General features: G+C 69.0%; 17 protein-coding genes and 1 tRNA gene. 9 read left to right on the top strand and 9 right to left on the bottom strand.

The features are described 5' to 3' along the window. Positions 1-32: 32 nt before the first annotated feature. Positions 33-1,559 (top strand): lysine--tRNA ligase, encoded by a 1,527-nt coding sequence (gene lysS / locus RQG82_RS10735; RefSeq protein WP_311259074.1) that lies wholly within the window; start codon positions 33-35, stop codon positions 1,557-1,559. Here the strand turns inward: lysS and RQG82_RS10730 are convergent. Next, a complete protein-coding gene (locus RQG82_RS10730) occupies positions 1,552-2,670 on the bottom strand; it encodes a DUF4192 family protein (protein ID WP_311259073.1) in 1,119 nt (372 codons plus the stop codon). The two genes, lysS and RQG82_RS10730, sit on opposite strands and share 8 nt — an antisense overlap. 112 nt (positions 2,671-2,782) lie before the next feature. Here RQG82_RS10730 and RQG82_RS10725 point away from each other — a divergent pair, with 112 nt between their 5' ends. From RQG82_RS10725 to RQG82_RS10715, 3 genes are all read left to right on the top strand, one after another. Next, entirely contained in the window at positions 2,783-2,956 is a 174-nt protein-coding gene (locus RQG82_RS10725; protein WP_164481682.1) for a hypothetical protein, read from the top strand. Between the two features lie 100 nt (positions 2,957-3,056). Then, complete coding sequence (gene cls, locus RQG82_RS10720; protein ID WP_311259072.1) at positions 3,057-4,517, top strand: cardiolipin synthase; 1,461 nt, start codon at positions 3,057-3,059, stop codon at positions 4,515-4,517. A 50-nt stretch (positions 4,518-4,567) separates the two neighbouring features. Beyond that, positions 4,568-5,302, top strand: coding sequence for a hypothetical protein (locus RQG82_RS10715; protein WP_311259071.1), 735 nt, complete (start codon positions 4,568-4,570; stop codon positions 5,300-5,302). A gap of 33 nt (positions 5,303-5,335) precedes the next feature. On the opposite strand, the gene RQG82_RS10710 is transcribed toward RQG82_RS10715, so the two are convergent. Beyond that, a complete protein-coding gene (locus tag RQG82_RS10710) occupies positions 5,336-6,334 on the bottom strand; it encodes a diacylglycerol kinase family protein (RefSeq protein ID WP_311259070.1) in 999 nt (332 codons plus the stop codon). Positions 6,335-6,408: 74 nt separating this feature from the next. Here RQG82_RS10710 and serS point away from each other — a divergent pair, with 74 nt between their 5' ends. From serS to RQG82_RS10690, 4 genes are all read left to right on the top strand, one after another. Then, the gene (serS, locus tag RQG82_RS10705) at positions 6,409-7,692 is read left to right on the top strand and encodes a serine--tRNA ligase (protein ID WP_311259069.1); all 1,284 of its coding nucleotides are present in this window, start codon (positions 6,409-6,411) and stop codon (positions 7,690-7,692) included. Next, positions 7,689-8,510, top strand: a complete 822-nt coding sequence (locus RQG82_RS10700; RefSeq protein ID WP_311259068.1) for an HAD family hydrolase — start codon at positions 7,689-7,691, stop codon at positions 8,508-8,510. The genes serS and RQG82_RS10700 overlap by 4 nt, the downstream gene beginning before the upstream one ends. A 42-nt stretch (positions 8,511-8,552) precedes the next feature. Beyond that, positions 8,553-8,637 (top strand) — tRNA-Ser (locus RQG82_RS10695). A gap of 52 nt (positions 8,638-8,689) precedes the next feature. Further along, positions 8,690-9,943, top strand: coding sequence for an LCP family protein (locus tag RQG82_RS10690; protein WP_311259067.1), 1,254 nt, complete (start codon positions 8,690-8,692; stop codon positions 9,941-9,943). A 63-nt stretch (positions 9,944-10,006) separates the two neighbouring features. On the opposite strand, the gene RQG82_RS10685 is transcribed toward RQG82_RS10690, so the two are convergent. Continuing rightward, positions 10,007-10,603 carry a TetR/AcrR family transcriptional regulator gene (locus RQG82_RS10685; protein ID WP_311259066.1) on the bottom strand — a complete coding sequence of 199 codons (597 nt, stop codon included), beginning with the start codon at positions 10,601-10,603 and terminating at the stop codon, positions 10,007-10,009. Between the two features lie 92 nt (positions 10,604-10,695). Between RQG82_RS10685 and RQG82_RS10680 the strand changes: the two genes are divergently transcribed. After that, complete coding sequence (locus RQG82_RS10680; protein WP_311259065.1) at positions 10,696-12,984, top strand: glycoside hydrolase family 3 C-terminal domain-containing protein; 2,289 nt, start codon at positions 10,696-10,698, stop codon at positions 12,982-12,984. 91 nt (positions 12,985-13,075) lie between these two features. Here RQG82_RS10680 and RQG82_RS10675 read toward each other — a convergent pair whose 3' ends face one another. The 6 genes from RQG82_RS10675 to RQG82_RS10650 all read right to left on the bottom strand — a co-directional run bounded on the left by RQG82_RS10675 (position 13,076) and on the right by RQG82_RS10650 (position 19,871). Next, entirely contained in the window at positions 13,076-14,518 is a 1,443-nt protein-coding gene (locus RQG82_RS10675; protein ID WP_311259064.1) for an aldehyde dehydrogenase (NADP(+)), read from the bottom strand. Continuing rightward, positions 14,515-15,633 (bottom strand): mandelate racemase/muconate lactonizing enzyme family protein, encoded by a 1,119-nt coding sequence (locus RQG82_RS10670; RefSeq protein ID WP_311259063.1) that lies wholly within the window; start codon positions 15,631-15,633, stop codon positions 14,515-14,517. Before RQG82_RS10670 ends, RQG82_RS10675 begins: the two co-directional genes overlap by 4 nt. Continuing rightward, the gene (locus RQG82_RS10665; RefSeq protein ID WP_311259062.1) at positions 15,630-16,529 is read right to left on the bottom strand and encodes a 5-dehydro-4-deoxyglucarate dehydratase; all 900 of its coding nucleotides are present in this window, start codon (positions 16,527-16,529) and stop codon (positions 15,630-15,632) included. The genes RQG82_RS10670 and RQG82_RS10665 overlap by 4 nt, the downstream gene beginning before the upstream one ends. Positions 16,530-16,539: 10 nt before the next feature. After that, a complete protein-coding gene (locus tag RQG82_RS10660) occupies positions 16,540-17,457 on the bottom strand; it encodes an NAD(P)-dependent oxidoreductase (protein ID WP_311259061.1) in 918 nt (305 codons plus the stop codon). Continuing rightward, entirely contained in the window at positions 17,454-18,782 is a 1,329-nt protein-coding gene (locus RQG82_RS10655) for a Gfo/Idh/MocA family oxidoreductase (protein WP_311259060.1), read from the bottom strand. Before RQG82_RS10655 ends, RQG82_RS10660 begins: the two co-directional genes overlap by 4 nt. Before the next feature lie 84 nt (positions 18,783-18,866). Continuing rightward, positions 18,867-19,871 carry a LacI family DNA-binding transcriptional regulator gene (locus RQG82_RS10650; RefSeq protein WP_311259059.1) on the bottom strand — a complete coding sequence of 335 codons (1,005 nt, stop codon included), beginning with the start codon at positions 19,869-19,871 and terminating at the stop codon, positions 18,867-18,869. Between the last annotated feature and the right edge of the window lie 54 nt (positions 19,872-19,925).

Genomic DNA, 19,925 nt, shown 5'->3' with positions numbered 1-19,925 from the left:
GTAAACTGGACACGACTTTCAAGGAGCCCCGAATGACTGACGCGTCTGCCGCGCCCGACACGACCACCGCCGCCACCGAAGAAGACGTGCACGAGCAGAAGGCCGTGCGCCTGGCCAAGCGCGAGCGTCTGGTCGCGAACCGAGCGGATGCCGGCGGGGGAGCCTTCCCGGTCAGCGTGCCCGTCACCCACCAGATCCCCGCGCTGCGCGCCGAGTACGGCGAACTCGAAGCCGGCGCCGAGACGGGCGTCGGCGTCGGCGTCGCCGGCCGTGTGGTCTTCAGCCGCAACACCGGCAAGCTGTGCTTCGCGACGCTGCAGGCCGGCGACGGCTCGCGGATCCAGGCGATGATCTCGCTCGCGAACGTCGGCGAGGAGTCGCTTGCCGATTGGAAGGAATACGTCGACCTGGGTGATCACGTGTTCGTGCACGGCGAGGTGATCTCCAGCCGCCGAGGCGAGCTGTCGATCATGGCCGACGCGTGGACTATCGCGTCGAAGGCGATCCTGCCGCTGCCGAATGCATACTCCGAGCTCAGCGAGGAGGGACGTGTGCGCAGCCGCTACCTCGATCTGATCGTCCGCGAGCAGGCGCGTGCGACCGTGCGCGCCCGCGCCGCGGTCAACGCGAGCCTTCGCGCGACGTTCGGCAGCCACGACTATCTCGAGGTCGAGACGCCCATGCTGCAGGTGCAGCATGGTGGAGCATCCGCTCGACCGTTCGTCACCCACTCCAACGCCTTCGACACCGAGCTCTACCTGCGCATCGCGCCCGAGCTGTATCTCAAGCGCGCGGTCGTCGGGGGCATCGAGCGGGTGTACGAGATCAACCGCAACTTCCGCAACGAGGGTGCCGACTCGACGCACAGCCCGGAGTTCGCGATGCTCGAGGCCTACCAGGCCTACGGCGACTACAACCAGATGGCTTCTCTCACGCAGGAGCTGGTGCAGCAGGCGGCGATCGCGGTGGCCGGTTCGACGACGGTGACCTGGGCCGACGGCACCGAGTACGACCTCGGCGGCGAGTGGGATCGCATCTCGATGTACGAGTCGCTGTCGGCGGCATCGGGTCGCACGGTCACTCCGAGCGACTCGGTCGAGGATCTGATCGCCTTCGCCGAGGAGAACGGTGTCGACCTGCCCGCTCAGGCGACGCACGGCAAGCTCGTCGAAGAGCTGTGGGAGCACTTCGTGAAGGGCGACCTCGTGCGTCCGACCTTCGTGATGGACTTCCCCGTCGACACCTCGCCCCTCGTGCGCGAGCACCGCTCGATCGAGGGTGTGGTGGAGAAGTGGGACCTGTACATCCGCGGCTTCGAGCTGGCGACAGGATATTCCGAGCTCGTCGACCCCGTCATCCAGCGCGAGCGCTTCGTCGAGCAGGCGAAGCTCGCCGCTCGCGGCGACGTCGAGGCGATGCCCGTCGATGAGGAGTTCCTGCGGGCACTCGAGCACGGCATGCCGCCGTCCGGAGGCATGGGCATGGGCATCGATCGCCTGCTGATGGCGATCACGGGGCTCGGCATTCGCGAGACCATCCTGTTCCCGCTGGTCAAGTAGCGGGCGTCGCGCCGCGTCTGAACGCCCACTCCGGCAGCATGGCTGCGTTGATCATCGTCTCGAGCAGGGCGGCGAGGCCGTATTCGGGATCGATCGCCCGCACGAGATCGAGGTACTGCCCGGCGTGACTCGAGCGGCCGAGTGCCCACGACAGCCACGCTGCGGCAGTGAGCGGTGCGGGTCTCGTGGCTCGCGGCGCGAGCGCCGCGGCGGTGCGGACGAGTGAGAGCGCGACCCCGAGCCGCTCCGGATCGGGCGTGGGCCCTCGACCGAGGAAGACCTCGCCGAGGTCGTCCGGCACCGTCGAACCCGAGCCGGCGAAGCTGAGCTGCGCCTCGAGCGTGCGTTCGCCGCCGCGGACATCGGTGGCCCACTGCGTCAGCGCCACATCTCTGAACAGCGGCCGGTCGAGGCACCACAGGAGCGCGGCGGTGGCGAAGGGCGGCAGATCATCGGGCGACGCGAGTACGGCTTCGAAGAACGCCGGGATGTCTTCGAGGAGCACGAGTGCAGCGATCGCCTGGGGGTTCTCGATGCCTGTGGGCCCTGGCGTTCCGCCCCGTTCGAGGAGGTCGGCGACGTCACGCAGCGCTCGCCCCACTCGCTCCTTGTCTGCGAATCCCGCCGCCGGAAGAACGGCGCCGGACAGCTGGTCGCCCGACACGTCGCCGACGCCGGGCACCTCGGGGGCCGCGCGATCGAGAGCGCGGAGCTGCGGGTCGCCGTCGAGGTAGCTCGACCAGCCGCCAGGGGTCACGCAGAGCGCGTCGACGATGCGCAGGCCGGCGTCCTCCGCCCGCCCGAGGAGTTCGTCGACCTCCACGGCGAAAGGCAGGACGAGCCCGTCGCGCGTCTGCTGCACAGCGTCATCGGTGTAGACGACGACGGCGACAGCATCCGTTCGCTCGACCCTCGAGACCAGGCCGACCGCGGCATCGACGTAGTCCTCGAGCTCGACGTCGCCGCACGGGAGGTCGAGTCTCATCGCACCGTAGGTGCGTGTGCCTCGGAACGGCAGCAGGACGAGGCTCTCGGTCGGGGTGAAGCCTGCGAGGGTGGGGACGATGCTGAGGAACTCAGCGGAGCCGGAAGCACGGAGCAGTGTTGTCATCCGGCGAGTCTCATCGCAGGGTCGCCGTCGCGGTCCGATTCCACAGGAGTGATCATCGATCCGCTTCAGGCCCCCGAGTGTGGAGGAGTAGTGGGTCGCGTACCATGGAGTCATGGAGAACTTCTGGCTCGCAGCCGCATGGTCGATCATCCCGACCATCGGGGTGAGCGTCGTGTTCTTCTTCGTGCTCCGCGGAATCCTGCGGTTCGATCGCACCGAACGCAAGGTGCACGCACGGATCGAGGCCGAGGAGCGGGCCGCTCGCGGTCTGCCGCCGCGCTCCTGAGCGGCGTCGGCACCATCGGCTACTGTGTAGCCAGCGCACCGTCGTCGGTGCCCACTGAAGCGCCAGGCGTCGCAGTGCCGACCGGCCGAGAGGACGAGGGATGACGCCCGAGATCTGGGCTTGGTGGACCGCGGCGTTCCTGATCGCCCTCGACCTGACGATCCGCATCACGGCGATCATCGTGATCCCGCGCAACCGGCGTCCCACCGCGGCGATGGCGTGGCTGCTCGCGGTCTTCTTCATCCCGTTCATCGGCGTCTTCCTCTTCCTGCTCATCGGAAACCCGCGCCTGCCGCGGGCCCGGCGCCGCAAGCAGGATCAGATCAACGAGTACATCGCCGAGACGAGCGAGCACCTGCACTTCGGCACCCTGCGACCGGATGCCCCGAGCTGGTTCCCCCCGCTCGTCGAGATGAACCACAGGCTCGGAGCGCTGCCGATCTCAGGCGACAACGGCGCGCATCTGATCGCGGACTATCAGGATTCGCTCGACGCGATGGCCGATGAGATCCGCAAGGCCGAGGACTACGTCCACATCGAGTTCTACATCCTTCAGGCCGATGCCGCGACGGACAACTTCTTCCGCGCGATGGAAGAGGTCGCAGATCGCGGCGTGCACGTCCGCGTGCTTCTCGACCACTGGGCGAACAGATGGAAGCCGAAGTATCGGCAGACCGTCAAGCGGCTCAATCGGATGGGAGCGAACTGGCATCTGATGCTCCCGGTGCAGCCGTTGAAGGGACGCATGCAGCGGCCTGACCTGCGCAATCACCGCAAGCTCGTCGTCGTCGACGGCAAGGTGGCGTTCCTCGGCTCGCAGAACGTCACGGACTCGACCTACAACCTCCCCAAGAACATCAAGCGCGGTCTGCACTGGGTCGACCTCATGGTCCGCATCGACGGACCCGTCGTGCTGAGCGTGAACGCCATCTTCCTCAGCGACTGGTACAGCGAGACCGACGAGGTGCTGCAGGAGATCGACATCTCGCACGCCGAGACGGGGTCGGGGGATCTCGACTGCCAGGTCGTGCCGTCGGGGCCGGGGTTCGAGGTCGAGAACAACCTGCGTCTCTTCCTCGGGCTGCTCTACGCGGCCAAAGAGAAGATCATGATCGTCAGCCCGTACTTCGTGCCGGATGAAGCGCTGCTGCTCGCGGTCACCGCCGCGGTCGACCGCGGCGTGGCAGTCGAGCTGTTCGTCTCCGAAGAGGGCGACCAGGCGATGGTCTATCACGCGCAGCGCAGCTATTACGAGGCGCTGCTCAAGGCGGGGGTGCGGATCTGGATGTACCGCAAGCCGTACATCCTGCACACGAAGAGCCTCACCATCGATGACCAGGTCGCCGTGATCGGCTCGAGCAACATGGACATGCGCTCGTTCGGTCTGAACCTCGAGGTGTCGATGCTGGTGCGGGGCGAGGAGTTCGTCGCCGAGATGCGCGCCGTCGAAGACGTCTACCGTTCGCTCAGCAGGGAGCTGACACTCGAAGAGTGGATGCAGCAGCCTCTGCGCTCGACCGTTCTCGACAACCTCGCGCGCCTCACCTCGGCGCTGCAATAGGGAGGCAAGACGGGGTGCCCTCGGGAGACCCCTGCCGGTACCCTGTGTGCATGGAATCCCCATCGCGTGTCATCGCCGCACTCTCGTCCCTGGCCGCCGTGCTGCTGATCGCGGGGTGCACCATCGGTCCCGGGGCCACCGGGTCGCAGGCGACCTCGAACCCCTCGAGCGGGCCCGGTCAGAGCACCGACGACTCGGACGACGTCGAAGGCACGCTGCTCGACGACGGCCGCATGTTCGCGGTCGTGACCTGGGGATCCTCCACCTGTGTTCCGCAGGTCGACACGGTGTCGGCCGAAGGGCAGACCGTCTCGGTGACGCTCGTCGAGCCGGAGTCCGAGGGGGAGAAGGCGTGCACGGCCGACCTGGCGTCCCGCGCGAGCGTCGGTGCGCTGCCTGAGGGGGTCGACCCGACGAAGGAGATCACCCTGCAGGTGACCTACGGGGATGTCGTCGACGACGTCGATCTCGACGGAGACCCGTCGTTCACCGGAACGCCCGGCTCACCGACCGAGTACACGCCGACCGCCGGGTGGTTCGACGACGGCTCGCTGGTGCTGCTCACCTGGGGCTCGTCGAGCTGCGCCCCCGTGGTCGAGGAGCTCGAGGGCTCGGGTGCATCCGGCACGGCGACCTTCGCGACCGACGACGATCAGGTGTGCACCATGGACATGGCGCCGCGTGCGACGATCCTCGAGTTCGGCGACGACGCCGTCGATGACGACGCCTTCACTCTCACGCTCGTCGGCGGCGGCCTCGACGGCACGGTCGAGGTGCGAGGCTGACGCAGCCGTCGGAGGGCGCCCGACCCGCAGTGATCAGAACGATGCGACCGGATGGTCGGCGGGAAGGGCCAGAAGGAGCGCCCCGGGGTCCACGCGGCAGGTGATGCGCACCGCGGTCCCGAATCCATCGCCGTCGAGTTCGATCGGGGTCGGCGACGTCACGGCGGCCTCGGCGACGGATCCGCGGAAGTAGTGCACCGAGGCATCCCTGCCCCGGCGTTCGAGCACGCGGCGGCCGGCGCGCGAGCGCCGCAGCACCGAGTTGTCCCACCAGATCTTGCGCCAGACACCGAGCCAGCCCCACATGCCGGTGGGCTGGATCACGGCGATGTCGAGGACGCCGTCGGTGATCGAGGCGTCGGGGATCAGAGAGATACCCGCAGGCAGAGTGCCGCAGTTGGCGAACAGGATGCTGTGCACCTTGGTCGAGTGCAGGCGTCCGTCGTCGATCTGGAACACCGAGCGGAACGGCTCTGCGGTCACGAGCGACCTCGCGGCTCCGTCGACGTAGGCGATCCATCCGACCGACTTCTTCAGGTCGGCGCGGGTGTTGGCGATCATGTCGGCATCCAGCCCGACCCCGGCGAGGACGACGTACGCGTGCTCCTCGTGTGTGCCGTTCTCTCTGGTGAGGCGTGCCCAACCGATGTCGATCGCGTGGCGGAACTCTCCGAGCGCCGCGCGGATCATCTCGTCAGGGTCGGCGAGCGGGAGCCCGAGGTTGCGCGCCAGCAGGTTTCCGGTGCCGCTCGGCAGGATCGCTAGTGGCACCCCGGTGTTCGCGACGGCTTCGGAGACCGCGCGCACCGTGCCGTCTCCGCCGGCCACGAGCACGACATCCACAGCTCGGGCGAGAGCCTGCGCCGTCGCACCCTGACCGGGGTCTTCGATCGTGGTCGGATAGAAGGCCGGGTGCTCCCACCCGGCTTCGCTCGAGAGAGCTCGGACTCGGGCCCGCAGATGCTTCTCGTCGACTTTGATCGGGTTGTAGACGAGCGCTGCCTGGCGTCGGCCGGTGGCGCTCTTGGTCATGGCGCTACTCTAACCCGGCCGTCGACCCACCCGGTCGCGGCGGACGCGCCCGGGCCGCACCATAGACTTGGTGGATGATCGACCTCGCACTCCTCCGCGAAAATCCGGAGATCGTCCGCCGCTCTCAGGCCGCCCGTGGCAACGACCAGGGCACCGTCGACACCGCGCTCGAGGCCGACCGATCGCGTCGGGCCGCGCTCGCCGCGTTCGAAGAGCTGAGGGCCGAGCAGAACGCGTTCGGCAAGCAGGTCGCGAAGGCTCCCAAGGAGGAGAAGGCGGCGCTCGTCGCGCAGGTCAAAGACCTCGCCGAGCGCGTCAAGCAGGCGCAGCAGGCGGCGAACGAGGCCGCCGAGACCCTGGCCGCTGCTCTCGCACGCATCGAGAACGTCGTCATCGACGGCGTCCCCGCCGGGGGCGAGGCCGACTTCGTCGAGCTGCGCCGAGTCGGCGAGGTGCCCGCGTTCGACTTCGAGCCCCGCGACCACCTCGAGCTCGGTGAGATCCTCGGCGCGATCGACATGGAGCGCGGCGCGAAGGTGTCTGGCGCTCGCTTCTACTTCCTGCGCGGCATCGGCGCTCGTCTCGAGATCGCCCTCATGAACCTCGCGCTCGACAAGGCGCTGCAGAACGACTTCGTGCCGCTGATCACGCCCACCCTGGTGCGGCCGGAGATCATGCAGGGCACCGGATTCCTCGGGGAGCACGCCGACGAGGTCTACCACCTCGACAAGGACGACGACCTGTATCTCGTGGGTACCAGCGAAGTCGCCCTCGCCGGCTACCACAAGGACGAGATCCTCGACCTGGGCAAAGGCGCGCTGCGGTACGCCGGCTGGTCGACCTGCTACCGCCGCGAAGCGGGCTCTCATGGCAAGGACACCCGCGGGATCATCCGGGTGCACCAGTTCAACAAGCTCGAGATGTTCGTCTACACGAAACCCGAGGATGCCGAGGCGGAGCACCTGCGCCTCGTCGCCCTGCAGGAGGAGATGCTGACCTCGCTCGGCCTCGCCTACCGCGTGATCGACGTCGCCGCGGGCGACCTCGGCTCGAGCGCCGCGCGAAAGTACGACATCGAGGCGTGGGTGCCGACGCAGGGTGCCTTCCGCGAGCTCACCTCGACCTCGAACTGCACGACGTATCAGGCGCGTCGCCTCGACATCCGACACCGGCCAGAGGCTCACGAGGGCCAGACCGCGAAGACGCAGCCCGTGGCGACCCTCAACGGCACGCTCGCGACGACCCGATGGATCGTCGCGCTGCTCGAGACGCATCAGCAGGCCGACGGTTCTGTGCGCGTGCCCGAGGTGCTGCGACCGTACCTCGGCGGACTCGAGGTTTTGGAGCCCACCGCGTGACGGCTCCCTGGCTCGTCGGGCTAGACGTCGACGGCACGATCATCCTGCAGGACGAGACGATGAGCCCCGGCGTGCCCGAGGCCGTCGCACGGCTGCGGGATGCCGGTCATGAGGTGACGATCGCCACCGGACGCAGCTGGATGGCCACGCGTCGCTGGGTCGAGCAGCTCGAGCTGACCCCGCAGTTCGTGGTGTGCTCGAACGGAGCGGTGACCATGCGTCGGGTGGGTGACGAGTGGGAGCGGTGGCACATCGAGACGTTCGATCCGTCTCCCGTGCTCGCTCTGCTGCGCGAGCGCCTGCCCGAGGCTCGGTACATGGTCGAGCTCGGCTCGGGGCTGCGGCTCTACACCGAGCATCTGGACGACTGGACGCTCGACGGCGGACGACAGGTCGGCTTCGAAGAGCTGGTCGCCGAGCCGGTCTCTCGTGTCGTCGTCGTGTCGCCGGGGCACGACGAGGAGGACTTCCACCGCCTCGTCGCTGACGCTGGGCTCAACGAGGTCTCATATGCGATCGGCTGGACGGCGTGGCTCGACATCGCGCCGCAGGGCGTCGACAAGGGCACGGCGCTCGAGCGCGTGCGCGCCGAGCTGGGCTTCGAGCGCGGACAGGTCTTCGTGGCCGGCGACGGACGCAACGACATCGGCATGTTCGGGTGGGCGCTGGGGCTCGACGGCCGTGCTGTGGCCATGGGGCAGGCGCCCGCAGAGGTCAAGGATGCCGCGGGTGAGGTGACCGGCGACGTCGAGGACGGGGGCCTGGCGATGGCCCTGAACACGCTTCCAGCGGCTGCCCAGGTCAGCGAGAGAGAATAGAACTCGGCTAGACTCACGGCTTGTCGGCAGATTCGTCTGTCGGGAGGGTTGTCCGAGTGGCCGATGGAGCTGGTCTTGAAAACCAGTGGGCAGAGATGTCTCGTGGGTTCGAATCCCACACCCTCCGCATCCAGGGAACGGTGTCCCCCCGCACCGCACGCTGAACCGAAAGGTCCCGAGTGAGTCCTCACACCCGACGCCGTCGTACCATCGCGCGACACGGGCAGCTCCACTCGCCAGGCCCCGTCAGCCAGCTGCTGACGTTCATCGCGATCGGTCTCGCCGTCGTCCTGGTGAGCGGGCTCGGCGTCGCGTCCTACATCGTCTACGACCTCTCGAGCACCGTCTCGGCCAATGCGGTCGAGCTGGACAGCACCGAGGAGCTGCCGCCCGACATCAGTGAGTACAAGGGCGGATTCAATATGCTCCTCACCGGTGTCGACACGTGCGAAGAGGCCTATGCGCAGTACTTCGGAGAGCGCTGCACCGGCGCGGACTCCGAAGGCACGCTCAATGACGTGAATCTTCTCCTGCACGTGTCGGAGGAGCCCCGCCGTATCACCGTCGTCAGCCTGCCCCGAGACATGATGGTGCCGATCCCCGAGTGCGACGACGCCGAGGGCGACGTGCACTCCGCGATGAGCAAGCAGCAGATCAACACCGCGTACACCGACGGCGGCCTCAACTGCGTCGCGAAGACCGTCTCCGACCTCACCGGTCAGGAGATCCAGTTCGCGGCGTCGGTCACCTTCGGCGGCGTGATCGAGATCACGAATGCGATCGGCGGCGTCGAGGTGTGCCTCGCCTCTCCGATCAAAGACCGCTACACGGGCCTCGATCTGGCCGCCGGAAATCACGTGATCGAGGGCATCACGGCCCTGCAGTTCCTGCGCACCCGCCACGGCGTCGGCGACGGCAGCGACCTCGGACGCATCGGCAACCAGCAGCAGTACATGTCGAGCCTTGCGCGCACGCTGATCAGCGGCGAGACGCTCGGCAACGTCCCGATGATGCTGAAGCTCGCCACCACCGGTCTCGACAACGTCGAGGCGAGCACCTCGCTCGCCGACCCGATGAAGATCGTCCAGATCGCGCTCGCGGTGAAGTCCGTGCCGTTCGAGGACATCGTCTTCCTGCAGTACCCGACGTTCGCCGACCCGGACGACCCCAACCGCGTCGTGCCGGATAAGGAATCCGCCGAGGCCATGTGGACTGCGATCAACGAGAACGCCCAGCTGCAGGTCACGCATCAGAACACCGAGAACGACGGAGTCGTCGTGACCGATCCGGCGACGCAGACGCCCGCGGACGCGGGCACCGAGGCGGCGACGCCTGACCCCGCGGCCACTCCCGAGAACGTGGTGGCGCTGCCTGACACGATCAAGGGCAACTCGGCCGCGCAGCAGACCTGCTCGAACGGAAACGTGCGCTGACCGCACGAACCTTCTCGAAGAACCGCCCCTCCTGCCAGGCAGGGTGAGGGCGGTTCTTCGCGTTCAGCTCGCGGGTGTCTCGCGCTGATCGATCGGCGGGTAGAGCACGTCCATGAGGGCGCCGATGATGCCAGGCATGTCGACCGAGCGGTCGATCATCCACTGCAGCTGCAGCCCGTCGGCGACCGCCTGGATCACCCGCGCCATGGTGTCAGGATCGAGCGTCGCCCGGTGGGCGGCGTCTTGGACGAAGCTGTGGGTGATGCTCTCGCGGAGTCGTTCGCTGCGCTCGAGGAAGTACTGATGGGCCGGATGCGCGGGGTCGACGGCATCGACCGAGAGGCGGGAGAACAGCTCGACGACGCCGGGGACCTCGGTGTTGTGGCGGATGACGTCGATGAATGCGGACTTGCCGTCGGCGTGATCCATCGTCTGCGGCATCATTCCGTCATGCTCGTCGCGCTTGCGCAGCACCTCGGTGAAGAGCTCTTCTTTGCTGCCGAAGTAGTGCAGCAACGCGGCGGGCGTGACGCCGACCAGTTCGGCGATCTGCTTGAGAGAGGCGTTCTGGTAGCCCTTGCGGCCGATCACATCGAGAGCACACTCGAGGATCTCCTCGCGTCTGGCGACGCCCTTCGCGTATGAACCTCGTCGTGCCATCCTTCGAGAGTAATCCTGAACAACGTTTGAGATCCAATACTTACTGGCATATAGTTTTCGCAAGACACCGCCGTCGCCGCGAAAGGAACACCATGACCGATACATCGGCATCCGATCTCACCCTCGAGGAGAAGGCGTCGCTCACGAGCGGTGCGGACTTCTGGACCACGAAAGCCATCGACCGAGTCGGTCTGCCGTCGATCATGATGACCGACGGCCCGCACGGCCTGCGCAAGCAAGCCGGCGGCACCGATCACCTCGGTCTCTCGAGCAGCGTGCCGGCGACCTGCTTCCCGCCCGCCGTCGGCATCGGCTCGTCGTTCGACCCCGAGATCATCGAGCGGGTCGGCGCGGCCATCGGCGTCGAGGCGGCCATCGAAGACGTCGCCATCGTGCTGGGCCCCGGCATCAACATCAAGCGGTCGCCGCTGTGCGGGCGCAACTTCGAGTACTTCTCCGAAGACCCGATCGTCTCGGGGATTCTCGGCGCTGCCTCGGTGCGCGGCGTGCAGTCGCAGGGCGTCGGCACCTCGCTCAAGCACTTCGCTGCCAACAACCAGGAGTTCGACCGCATGCGCGCGAGCTCCGACGTCGACCCGCGCCCGCTTCACGAGATCTACCTGCGCGGCTTCGAGCGCGTGGTCAAGGATGCCGCGCCGTGGACGGTCATGTGCTCGTACAACCGCATCAACGGGGTCTACGCCTCGGAGGACCCGTGGCTGCTCACGCAGGTGCTGCGCGACGACTGGGGCTTCGACGGCGTGGTCGTCTCTGACTGGGGCGCCGTGAACGACCGCGTGGCGGGAGTCGCCGCCGGTCTCGACCTCGAGATGCCGTCGTCGGGCGGACGGACCGATGCGCAGCTGGTGGCCGCCGTGCGTGCAGGCGAGCTCGACGAGAACGTGCTCGACACCGCAGCGGACCGCGCGATCGACCTCGTGCGCAAGGCGCAGCGGCGCCCGGCCGTCGCAGGCCCTCTCGACGTCGACGCGCACCATGCGCTCGCGAGAGAGGCGGCCGGACGCTCGATCGTGCTGCTGAAGAACGACGGCGACGTGCTGCCGCTCGCCGCCGAGCAGCAGATCGCCGTGATCGGAGCCTTCGCGACCGAGCCGCGCTTCCAGGGAGCCGGATCCTCGCTCATCAACCCCACCCGCGTCGACAAGGCGCTGGACGAGCTGCGTGCCGTCGGCGGAGGCAACGTCACGTACGCAGCCGGCTTCGCGGTCGAGGGCGGCGACGTCGCGGCATCCGGTCGCTCGGCCGACGAGCTGCGTGCCGAGGCCGTCGCGGCCGCATCCGCCGCTGATGTCGCCGTCGTGTTCCTCGGTCTGCCTGCCGCCGAGGAGTCCGAGGGCTTCGACCGCGAGCACATCGATCTTCCCGCTGCTCAGTTGGCGGTGCTCGACGCCGTGATCGCGGCGAACCCCACCACGGTGGTCGTGCTCTCGAACGGCGGCGTCGTCGCGCTGCCGTTCGCCGACCGCGTGCCGGCGATCGTCGAGACCTGGTTGCTCGGCCAGGCCGGCGGCGGCGCTGTCGCCGACGTGCTCTACGGCGCGGTGAACCCGTCGGGAAAGCTCACCGAGACGGTTCCGGTGCGGCTGGAGGACAACCCCTCGTTCGGCAGCTTCCCCGGCGAGTTCGGGCACGTCCGCTACGGCGAGGGCGTGCTGGTCGGCTACCGCTGGTACGACGCGAAGGGCCTCGACGTCACGTTCCCCTTCGGGCACGGCCTCTCGTACACGACGTTCTCGTATGGCGAGGCGTCGGTCGCGGCGAGCGAGAACGGCGACATCGTCGTGCGGGTCGATGTGACCAACACCGGAGCCCGCGACGGTCGCGAGATCGTGCAGGTGTATGCGGCCCCGGTCGCCTCGGTCGTGCAGCGCGCGCCTCGCGAGCTCAAGGCCTTCGCATCGGTGGCACTCGCCGCCGGGCAGACCCGCACCGTCGAGCTCGTCGTGCGCCGAGAGGACCTCGCCTACTGGGACGTGCGCGTCGACCGCTGGATCGTCGAGAGCGGCGAGTACACGGTCGAGGTCGCGGCATCGAGCCGCGACATCCGATCTTCCGCGACCGTGCAGGTCGAGGGCGATGTCGTCTCGCTGCCCCTCACCATGAACTCCTCGATCGGCGATGTCCTCGCCCACCCCGTTGCGGGCCCGATCGTCATGGGCGCCCTCGGCGGATTCCTGGGAGAGCTGACCGGTGCGGACTCGTCGGCCGCCTCGATGATGCCGAACGACGAGGCGATGCAGAAGATGATGGCGTCGTTCCCGATCGGCCGACTGATCGGCTTCCCCGGGGTCGACGTCACTCACGAGCAGGTCGAGCAGCTGCTCGAGGGTGCGAACGCGGGAGCGCTGACGCAGGCCTGATCGCGGCCGGCTGAACGCCGAAGCGCCCTCTCCATCCTGCGACGGAGAGGGCGCTCTCGACTGCGGCGATCGTGTCGCGTGCTTGGGGCTCTCAGGCCGGAATCACGAGCCCGCCGTTGCGGCGATGAGGCAGGCCCGCGAGAGTCGCGTCGCGCAGGACCTCCGGCAGCAGGGCCTCGGGAGCATCCTGGAAGGCCAGCGGGCGCAGGAACCGGCGGATCGCGGAGGCGCCGACCGAGGTGTGCAGCGAGGTCGTCGCAGGCCACGGGCCGCCGTGCTGCTGCGACCACGTCACGGCGACGCCCGTCGGCCACCCGCCGAACAGCACTCGCCCGGCGCGCTCCTGCAGCAGCTCCAGCGTCCCGGTCGGATCCTCGCCGGGCTCGGCATGCAGGGTCGCGGTGAGGCTTCCCGGCACGGTCTCGAGCGCCGCGTGCAGATCCGACTCCGAGTCGTACCTGACGATGAGGGTGACGGGTCCGAAGCACTCCTCGAGGAGCACCTCGGGCCTCTGGGCGACCGCGCGGGCATCCGTGAGCAGCGCGACCGGTCGCACGCCGTCGACCTCGATGCCCTGAGCGATGACAGAGACCGAGGGGTCGTTCTCGAGGTGGGCGAGACCCGACGGGAAGGCCTCGGTGATGCGGTCGGTGAGCAGCGGTCCGCCCGATGCCGAGGGGACCGCAGCTGCCACGGCGTCCTCGAAGCCGGTGCCGCCGGGCACGAAGACGACGCCCGGCTTGGTGCAGAACTGGCCGACCCCGAGGGTGAAGGATCCGACCAGCCCCTGGGCGAGCGACTCGGTGCGAGCGGCGGCAGCGGCTTCGGTGATCACGACCGGGTTGATGCTTCCGAGTTCGCCGTAGAACGGAATCGGGTCGGGGCGACCGGAGGCGAGATCGAACAGCGCACGGCCACCCGACACCGAACCGGTGAATCCGGCGGCGCGGATGAGCGGATGCTGCACGAGCGCGTTGCCCGCCTCCCGGCCCTCGACGAGCGCGAGGGATCCTGCGGGAGCGCCGGCCTCTTCGAGGGCGGCGGCCACCAGCTCGGCCGTGCGGACCGACAGGCGAGGGTGACCCGAATGCGCCTTCACGACGACGGGGTTGCCGGCCGCGAGTGCCGACGCCGTGTCGCCGCCGGCGACCGAGAACGCGAACGGGAAGTTCGAGGCCGAGAAGACGGCGACGGGGCCCAGCGCGGTGAGCATGCGGCGCAGCTCGGGGCGAGGGGGAGTGGCCGTCGCATCGGCGTCGTCGATCGTGAGCTCGAGGTACGAGCCCTCCTCGACGACGGTCGCGAAGAGCCGCAGCTGGCCGCTGGTGCGGGCGACCTCGCCGGTGAGGCGGGCCGCGCCCAGCCTCGTCTCCTCGTCGGCGATCGCGACGAGCTCGGTGACGTGGGCGTCGAGCGCATCGGCCGCGGCGCGCAACCAGCCCGCCCGGTCTGCGGCTGACGAGCGACGCCAGACCGGGGCAGCATCGGCGGCGTCACGGACGATCGTGTCGAGGTCTTCGGGGGAGGTGGTCACGAGTGATCCTTTCCAGCGGGGAGCGCGGACACGGCTCCGAGAAGAGGGGCGAAGCGGATGCCGAGACCGTGGTGCTCGTTCTCGGTGAGGACGCCGCCGGCGATGGTCACCGGCGAGGGATCGGCGAGAGCTCCGAGCGCGCCGAATCCGGCATCCTCGACATCCTCGACCAGTGGTTCTGAGGCGGTCTGGGGCAACGTCAGGGCGAGCTGGCCAGAGAGCTCGGGCAGCAGGTGAGGGTGCAGCGCGGCACCGTGCGAGGCGGCGAGCTCGGCGATGCGGAGGAACGGGGTGATTCCGCCGACGCGCACGATGTTGGGCTGCACGATCTGCGCGGCGCCTGCGCGGAGGAAGTCTCCGAACCGGTGCACCGTGTGCAGGTTCTCGCCGACCGCGATGGGCACATCGATGCGATCGGCGAGCTCGGTGTGGCCGGCGAGGTCGTCGGCTCGCAGCGGCTCTTCGATCCAGGCGAGGTCGAAGGGCGACAGTGCGTCGATCGACGTCGTCGCGCGGTCGAGACCCCACCGCTGGTTCGCGTCGATCATCAGCCCGCGGTCGGGTCCGAGCAGCTCGCGCACCGCGGCGACGCGCTCGATGTCCTCCGCGAGATCGGGCTTGCCCACCTTGATCTTCACGGCGTCGAACCCCGCGTCGATCCAGCGCTGCACCTGGGCGAGCAGGTCGTCGAGCGAGTAGTGCAGGTTCACGCCCGATCCATAGCCGCGCACGCGCTCGCGGCGGCGGCCGATCAGGCGCGACACCGAGGTGTCGGCGTCGCGCGCCTCGGCATCCCACAGGGCGAGGTCGAGTCCTGCCAGTGCGATCGTCGTGATGCCGCCACCGCCCGCTTCGTGCAGGTGCTCCCACAGGCCCTGCCAGGCCTCGCCGGGGACTGCGGATCGGCCCACGGATGCGGGGGCGATGTCGTGCTCGAGCAGCGCCTGAACCGCAGGGGCGCCGATCTGCGGGCTCCAGGAGAAGCCCCAGCCCTCGCCTCCGTCGGAGCGGACGACGTGGGTCGCGATCACGCCGACGGAGGTGACGTCGGCAGCCCACGGACGCGTCAGCGGCACTCGCTGCAGTCGCGTCGTGAGACTCCGGACGGTGGTCACAGCAGTGCGCGTCCTGCCGCGAGGATCTCGGCGAGGCGCGCCTCCTGAGCGGGCGTCGGGTCGACGAGCGGTGGGCGAACAGATCCGACCGCGAAGCCGGAGAGGCGCAGCCCTGCCTTGATGAGGGAGACGCCGAAGCCAGGGGTCTCGTCGCGCAGCGCGACGAGGGGGCGATAGAAGCCGTCGAGCAGAGCCAGCCGGCGGTCTTCGTCCTCGCTCGCGTAGGCACGGTAGTAGGCGTTCGCGATGTCCGGTGCCATCGCGAACGCCGCCGACGAGTAGAGCGGAACGCCGATGCCGCGGTAGGCCCCCTGCGTGAGCTCGGCGGTCAGCAGCCCGTTGAAGAAGGCGAAGTCCTCGCGCCCCTCCTCGGCGACCGCGCGCACGATCAGCTGCATCGCGCCGATGTCGCCGGTGCCGTCTTTGAAGCCGACGACCCTCGGATTCGCGACGAGACGACGGACGGTCTCGACGGAGTACTGCGCGCTGCCGCGGTGGTAGACGATCACCGGCAGACCGGCGGCGTCGGCGATCTGTTCGACGTACGCCGAGAGCCCTGCCTGCGTGCCGCTGACGAGATACGGGGGCAGCACGAGCAGGCCGTCGGCTCCCGCATCCGCCGCGGCCCTCGCCACCTCGATCGCGTGGCCCAGCGGGCCGCCGGCTCCGGCGATCACCGGCACGCGGCCGGCCACTGCGGCGACCGTGGTGCGGGTGACCGCTGCGGCCTCGCTCGCCGACAGCGCATGGAACTCGCCGGTGCCGCAGGCAGGGAAGACTCCGCCCGCGCCGGCCTCGACGCCGGTGGCGACGTGCGTCGCGAGCAGGTCGTGGTCGATCGTGCCGTCGGCGGTGAACGGGGTCACCGGGAAGAACAGGATTCCAGCGAAGTCCATGTCGAGCCTTTCAGGAGACGGATGCGGATGCGGATGCGGCGGCCAGTTCGGTGCGCCAGGTGCGGGTGGGGCGCCAGCCGAGCAGCCGGGTGGCCTTGGCGGCGGAGAATGCGGGCGCAGTGCCGGTGAGCGCGGTGGCCGCCCGCTCGGTGCCGGGGTGGAACTGCGGCAGCAGCTCGCTCAGAGGGCGGCGAGCGAGCGCGTCGTCGGCGCCGACGAAGAACCGCTCGCCGTTCGGGATGTGGTCGAGAGCCGAGAGCAGTGCGTCGGCGAAGGCGGCGACGTCGCGGGCATCGATGTAGTTGAAGAGCGCCGGTGCCGACAAAGCGGGGTCGTCGAGGCGTTCGAGCACGGTGTGCCCCTGCTGGGTGGGAGCGCCGGCCCATTCCTCGGGGGCGATCACGTAGCAGGGGCGGAATGTCGCGAAGCGCACGTCGTCGCCCGTCTGACGCCTCAGCATGTCGATCGTCTGCTCGATCAGCAGCTTCGACAGGGCGTAGGCGTTCCAGGGTTCGGTGGGCGACGTCTCGTCGAGAGGGAGGCGCTCGGGGGTCCAACCGCGGGGTGCGCCGTAGCCGATCACCGTCGGGCTCGACGCGGCGACCACGCGGTGGATGCCGGCACGCACCGCTCCGCCGAGCACCGACTGTGCGAGTGCGGCGTTCGTGCGCAGGATCACGTCTTCGGGAGCGCTGAAGGGCACGGCGATCGCCGCGAGGTGGATCAGCGCATCGGCGCCTGTGCCCGCGAGCGCCGACGCCGTGGCATCCGCATCGCTCAGATCGAGGGAGAACTGCGTGATCCCCGGGTGGTCGAGGTGCGTGGTGGGCTCTCTGTCGATCGAGACGAGCTCGTGCCCGGCATCTGCGAGTCCCGTCACGAGTGTGCGGCCGAGGCGCCCGGACCCGCCGGTGACGACGATCCTCATCGGCGTGCGAGCAGTGCGATGCCCAGCTCGTCGACCTTCACGGGCATTCCGGTCTCGAGCGAGCGGTTGCCCGCGATGCCGACCGCGATGGAGCGGATGCCGTCTGTCCAGTCGGCGGGACGCGAGAGCGGGTCGTCGCCCGGGCCTTCGAACACATCGGACAGCAGCAGCTCGTCGCCGCCGCCGTGCCCGCCGTCGCCGCCGTCGATCGGCACCTCGTATGCGGCCTCCCAGTGCCGCTGCACGATCAGTCGTTCGCTCTCGGGTCGCAGCGAGGTGGTGCCGTCGCCGCCGGACAGGCTGGGGTCGATGTGCGGATGCAGCCCCTCGCCCGCCAGCACGGCTCCGCGTTCGACGACCTCGAGCTCGACTCGACCGAGCGTGCCGTTGACCGCGACACGGTAGCCCTCCCATGGCGAGTGCGCGTTCAGCGAATACGACATCGTCGCGCCTGAGGCGTAGTCGACGACGAGAGCGAGGTTGTCTTCGATCGTGATGCCCTCGCTGAAGACGTCGAGGTCGCGCTGGTATCCGTCGTGCTGTTCGGCGTCGAGGTACAGCGCGGTGAGGCGCTCGTCGGTGCGGAGGTCGAGCTCGAAGAGGTCGCCGTCGTCGTGCGTGCCGCGCGCGGGCCGGTCGCCCAGGCCACGACTCGCGGCGTTGTCTGCCCCGTAGAAGCGCAGCCCGCCCGAGGCGAAGACACGGGTCGGCTGCGAGCGGATCCACCAGTTCACCAGATCGAAGTGGTGGCTCGACTTGTGCACGAGCAGCCCGCCCGAGTTCTTCTTCTCGCGGTGCCAGCGACGGAAGTAGTCGGCTCCGTGGTTCGTGTCGAGCATCCACGAGAAGTCCACCGAGGTGACCTGCCCGATCGTGCCGTCCTGGATCACCTGGCGCAACGCGCTGTTGCGCGGGGAGTAGCGGTAGTTGAACGTCAGCACGACCTGGCGGCCGGTGCGCTCGACAGCGTCTTCGATGCGGGCCGCGCTCGCCGCGTCGATCGTGAGCGGCTTCTCGACCACGACATCGGCGCCGGCCTCGAGCGAGCGGACGATCAGCTCGGCGTGCAGGTCGTCTCGCGAGCAGATGATGACCCGGTCGACGCGTTCGTCGCGGATCACCTGCTCGAGCTCGTCGGGGGTCGCGAGTCGAGGTGCGGGGGCCCCTGCTTCGGCGATGCGGTCGGCGTAGTGCGCGGCGCGAACGGGGTTCGGTTCGATGATCGCCACGAGCTCCGCGCGGTCGCGGTGGGCTCCGAGCATCCCTTCGACGTACATCTGGGCACGGGCACCGGCGCCGGCGAGGGCGTAACGGGTCTTCGTCATCGTGATCCTTCTTGATCTCGAACTCAGGAAACGTTTTCTCGACGATAGCACAGGGCGGAAGCCGAGCACTCGGAAGGAGGAGGCTCAGTCCTCGCGCGGGGCGGCGGTGCTTCCGCGCACCACCAGGGTCGGCGTCAGTGTGAGCGCCGGTGTGGGATCGCCACCGGTGAGCTGGGCGTGCATCGCAGCCCACGCGGCCGTGCCGAGCTCGACAGCCGGCACGGCCGCGGTCGTGAGGGGTGGCGAGGTGTAGGCGGCGAAGGGGATATCGTCGAACCCCGTGACCGACAGCTGACCGGGGACCTCGACCCGCCGCACGGTCAACGCCGAGAGCAGCCCCATCGCGACGAGGTCGTTGTAGGCGATCACCGCCGTGGCTCCGCTCGCGAGCACGCGATCGGCGACGGCCGTGCCGCTGTCGAAGTCGACACCCGCCGTGATCTCCTCGACCTCGAGCCCGTCGACCCGGGAGACCGCCGCGGCGATCGCGTCCTGTCGTGCCCTGTGGGTCACGCTGCGCGTCGCGCCGGCGAGATAGACCAGCCGGCGGTGACCGAGAGACGTCAGGTGGTCGACGATCTCGCGCATGCCAGAGCCGTAGTCGGCTCCGACGACAGGAGTGCTCGTCTGTGGTCCGCGGTTGACGACGACGGCGGGGGAGAGTGCGGGGAGCAGCTCTCGGAGCTCCCTCTCGAGCATTCGCGGCGCGCACAGGATCACGCCGTCTGTGCGCAGTCTGGTCGCCCGGGCGAGGGCGTGCTCCTCGTCGAGATCCTCGCGGGAGTCCGCGACGAGCACGTGGTATCCGTCTGCCGTGGCCGCACGGCTGAGCCCGCGGAGGATCGCCTGGAAGGTCGGGTTCTCGAGATCCGGGATGACGACCGCGACGGTCTGAGTGCGGCCGAGCACCAGGCTGCGGGCCACCGGGTTCGCGGTGTAGCCGAGCTCCGCGGCGGCGGCCTGCACGCGCTCCGCGAGAGCGGGGTCGACCGTCGGGTTGCCGTTCATCGCCCGCGAGACGGTCGACAGCGAGACCCCGGCGAGCTTCGCGACGTCGGTGATGCCGGGGCGAGACGATTCGCGTGCCATCAGCATCCCTCCGTTCCACGATCGGTCGCGGCTGTCGTCATACTACGAGAAAAC

This window comes from Microbacterium sp. WCS2018Hpa-9 (assembly GCF_031843745.1).
Lineage (GTDB): Bacteria > Actinomycetota > Actinomycetes > Actinomycetales > Microbacteriaceae > Microbacterium.
The sequence above is the reverse complement of the archived record's forward strand: the minus strand, read 5'-3'. Positions and strand labels throughout refer to the sequence as shown.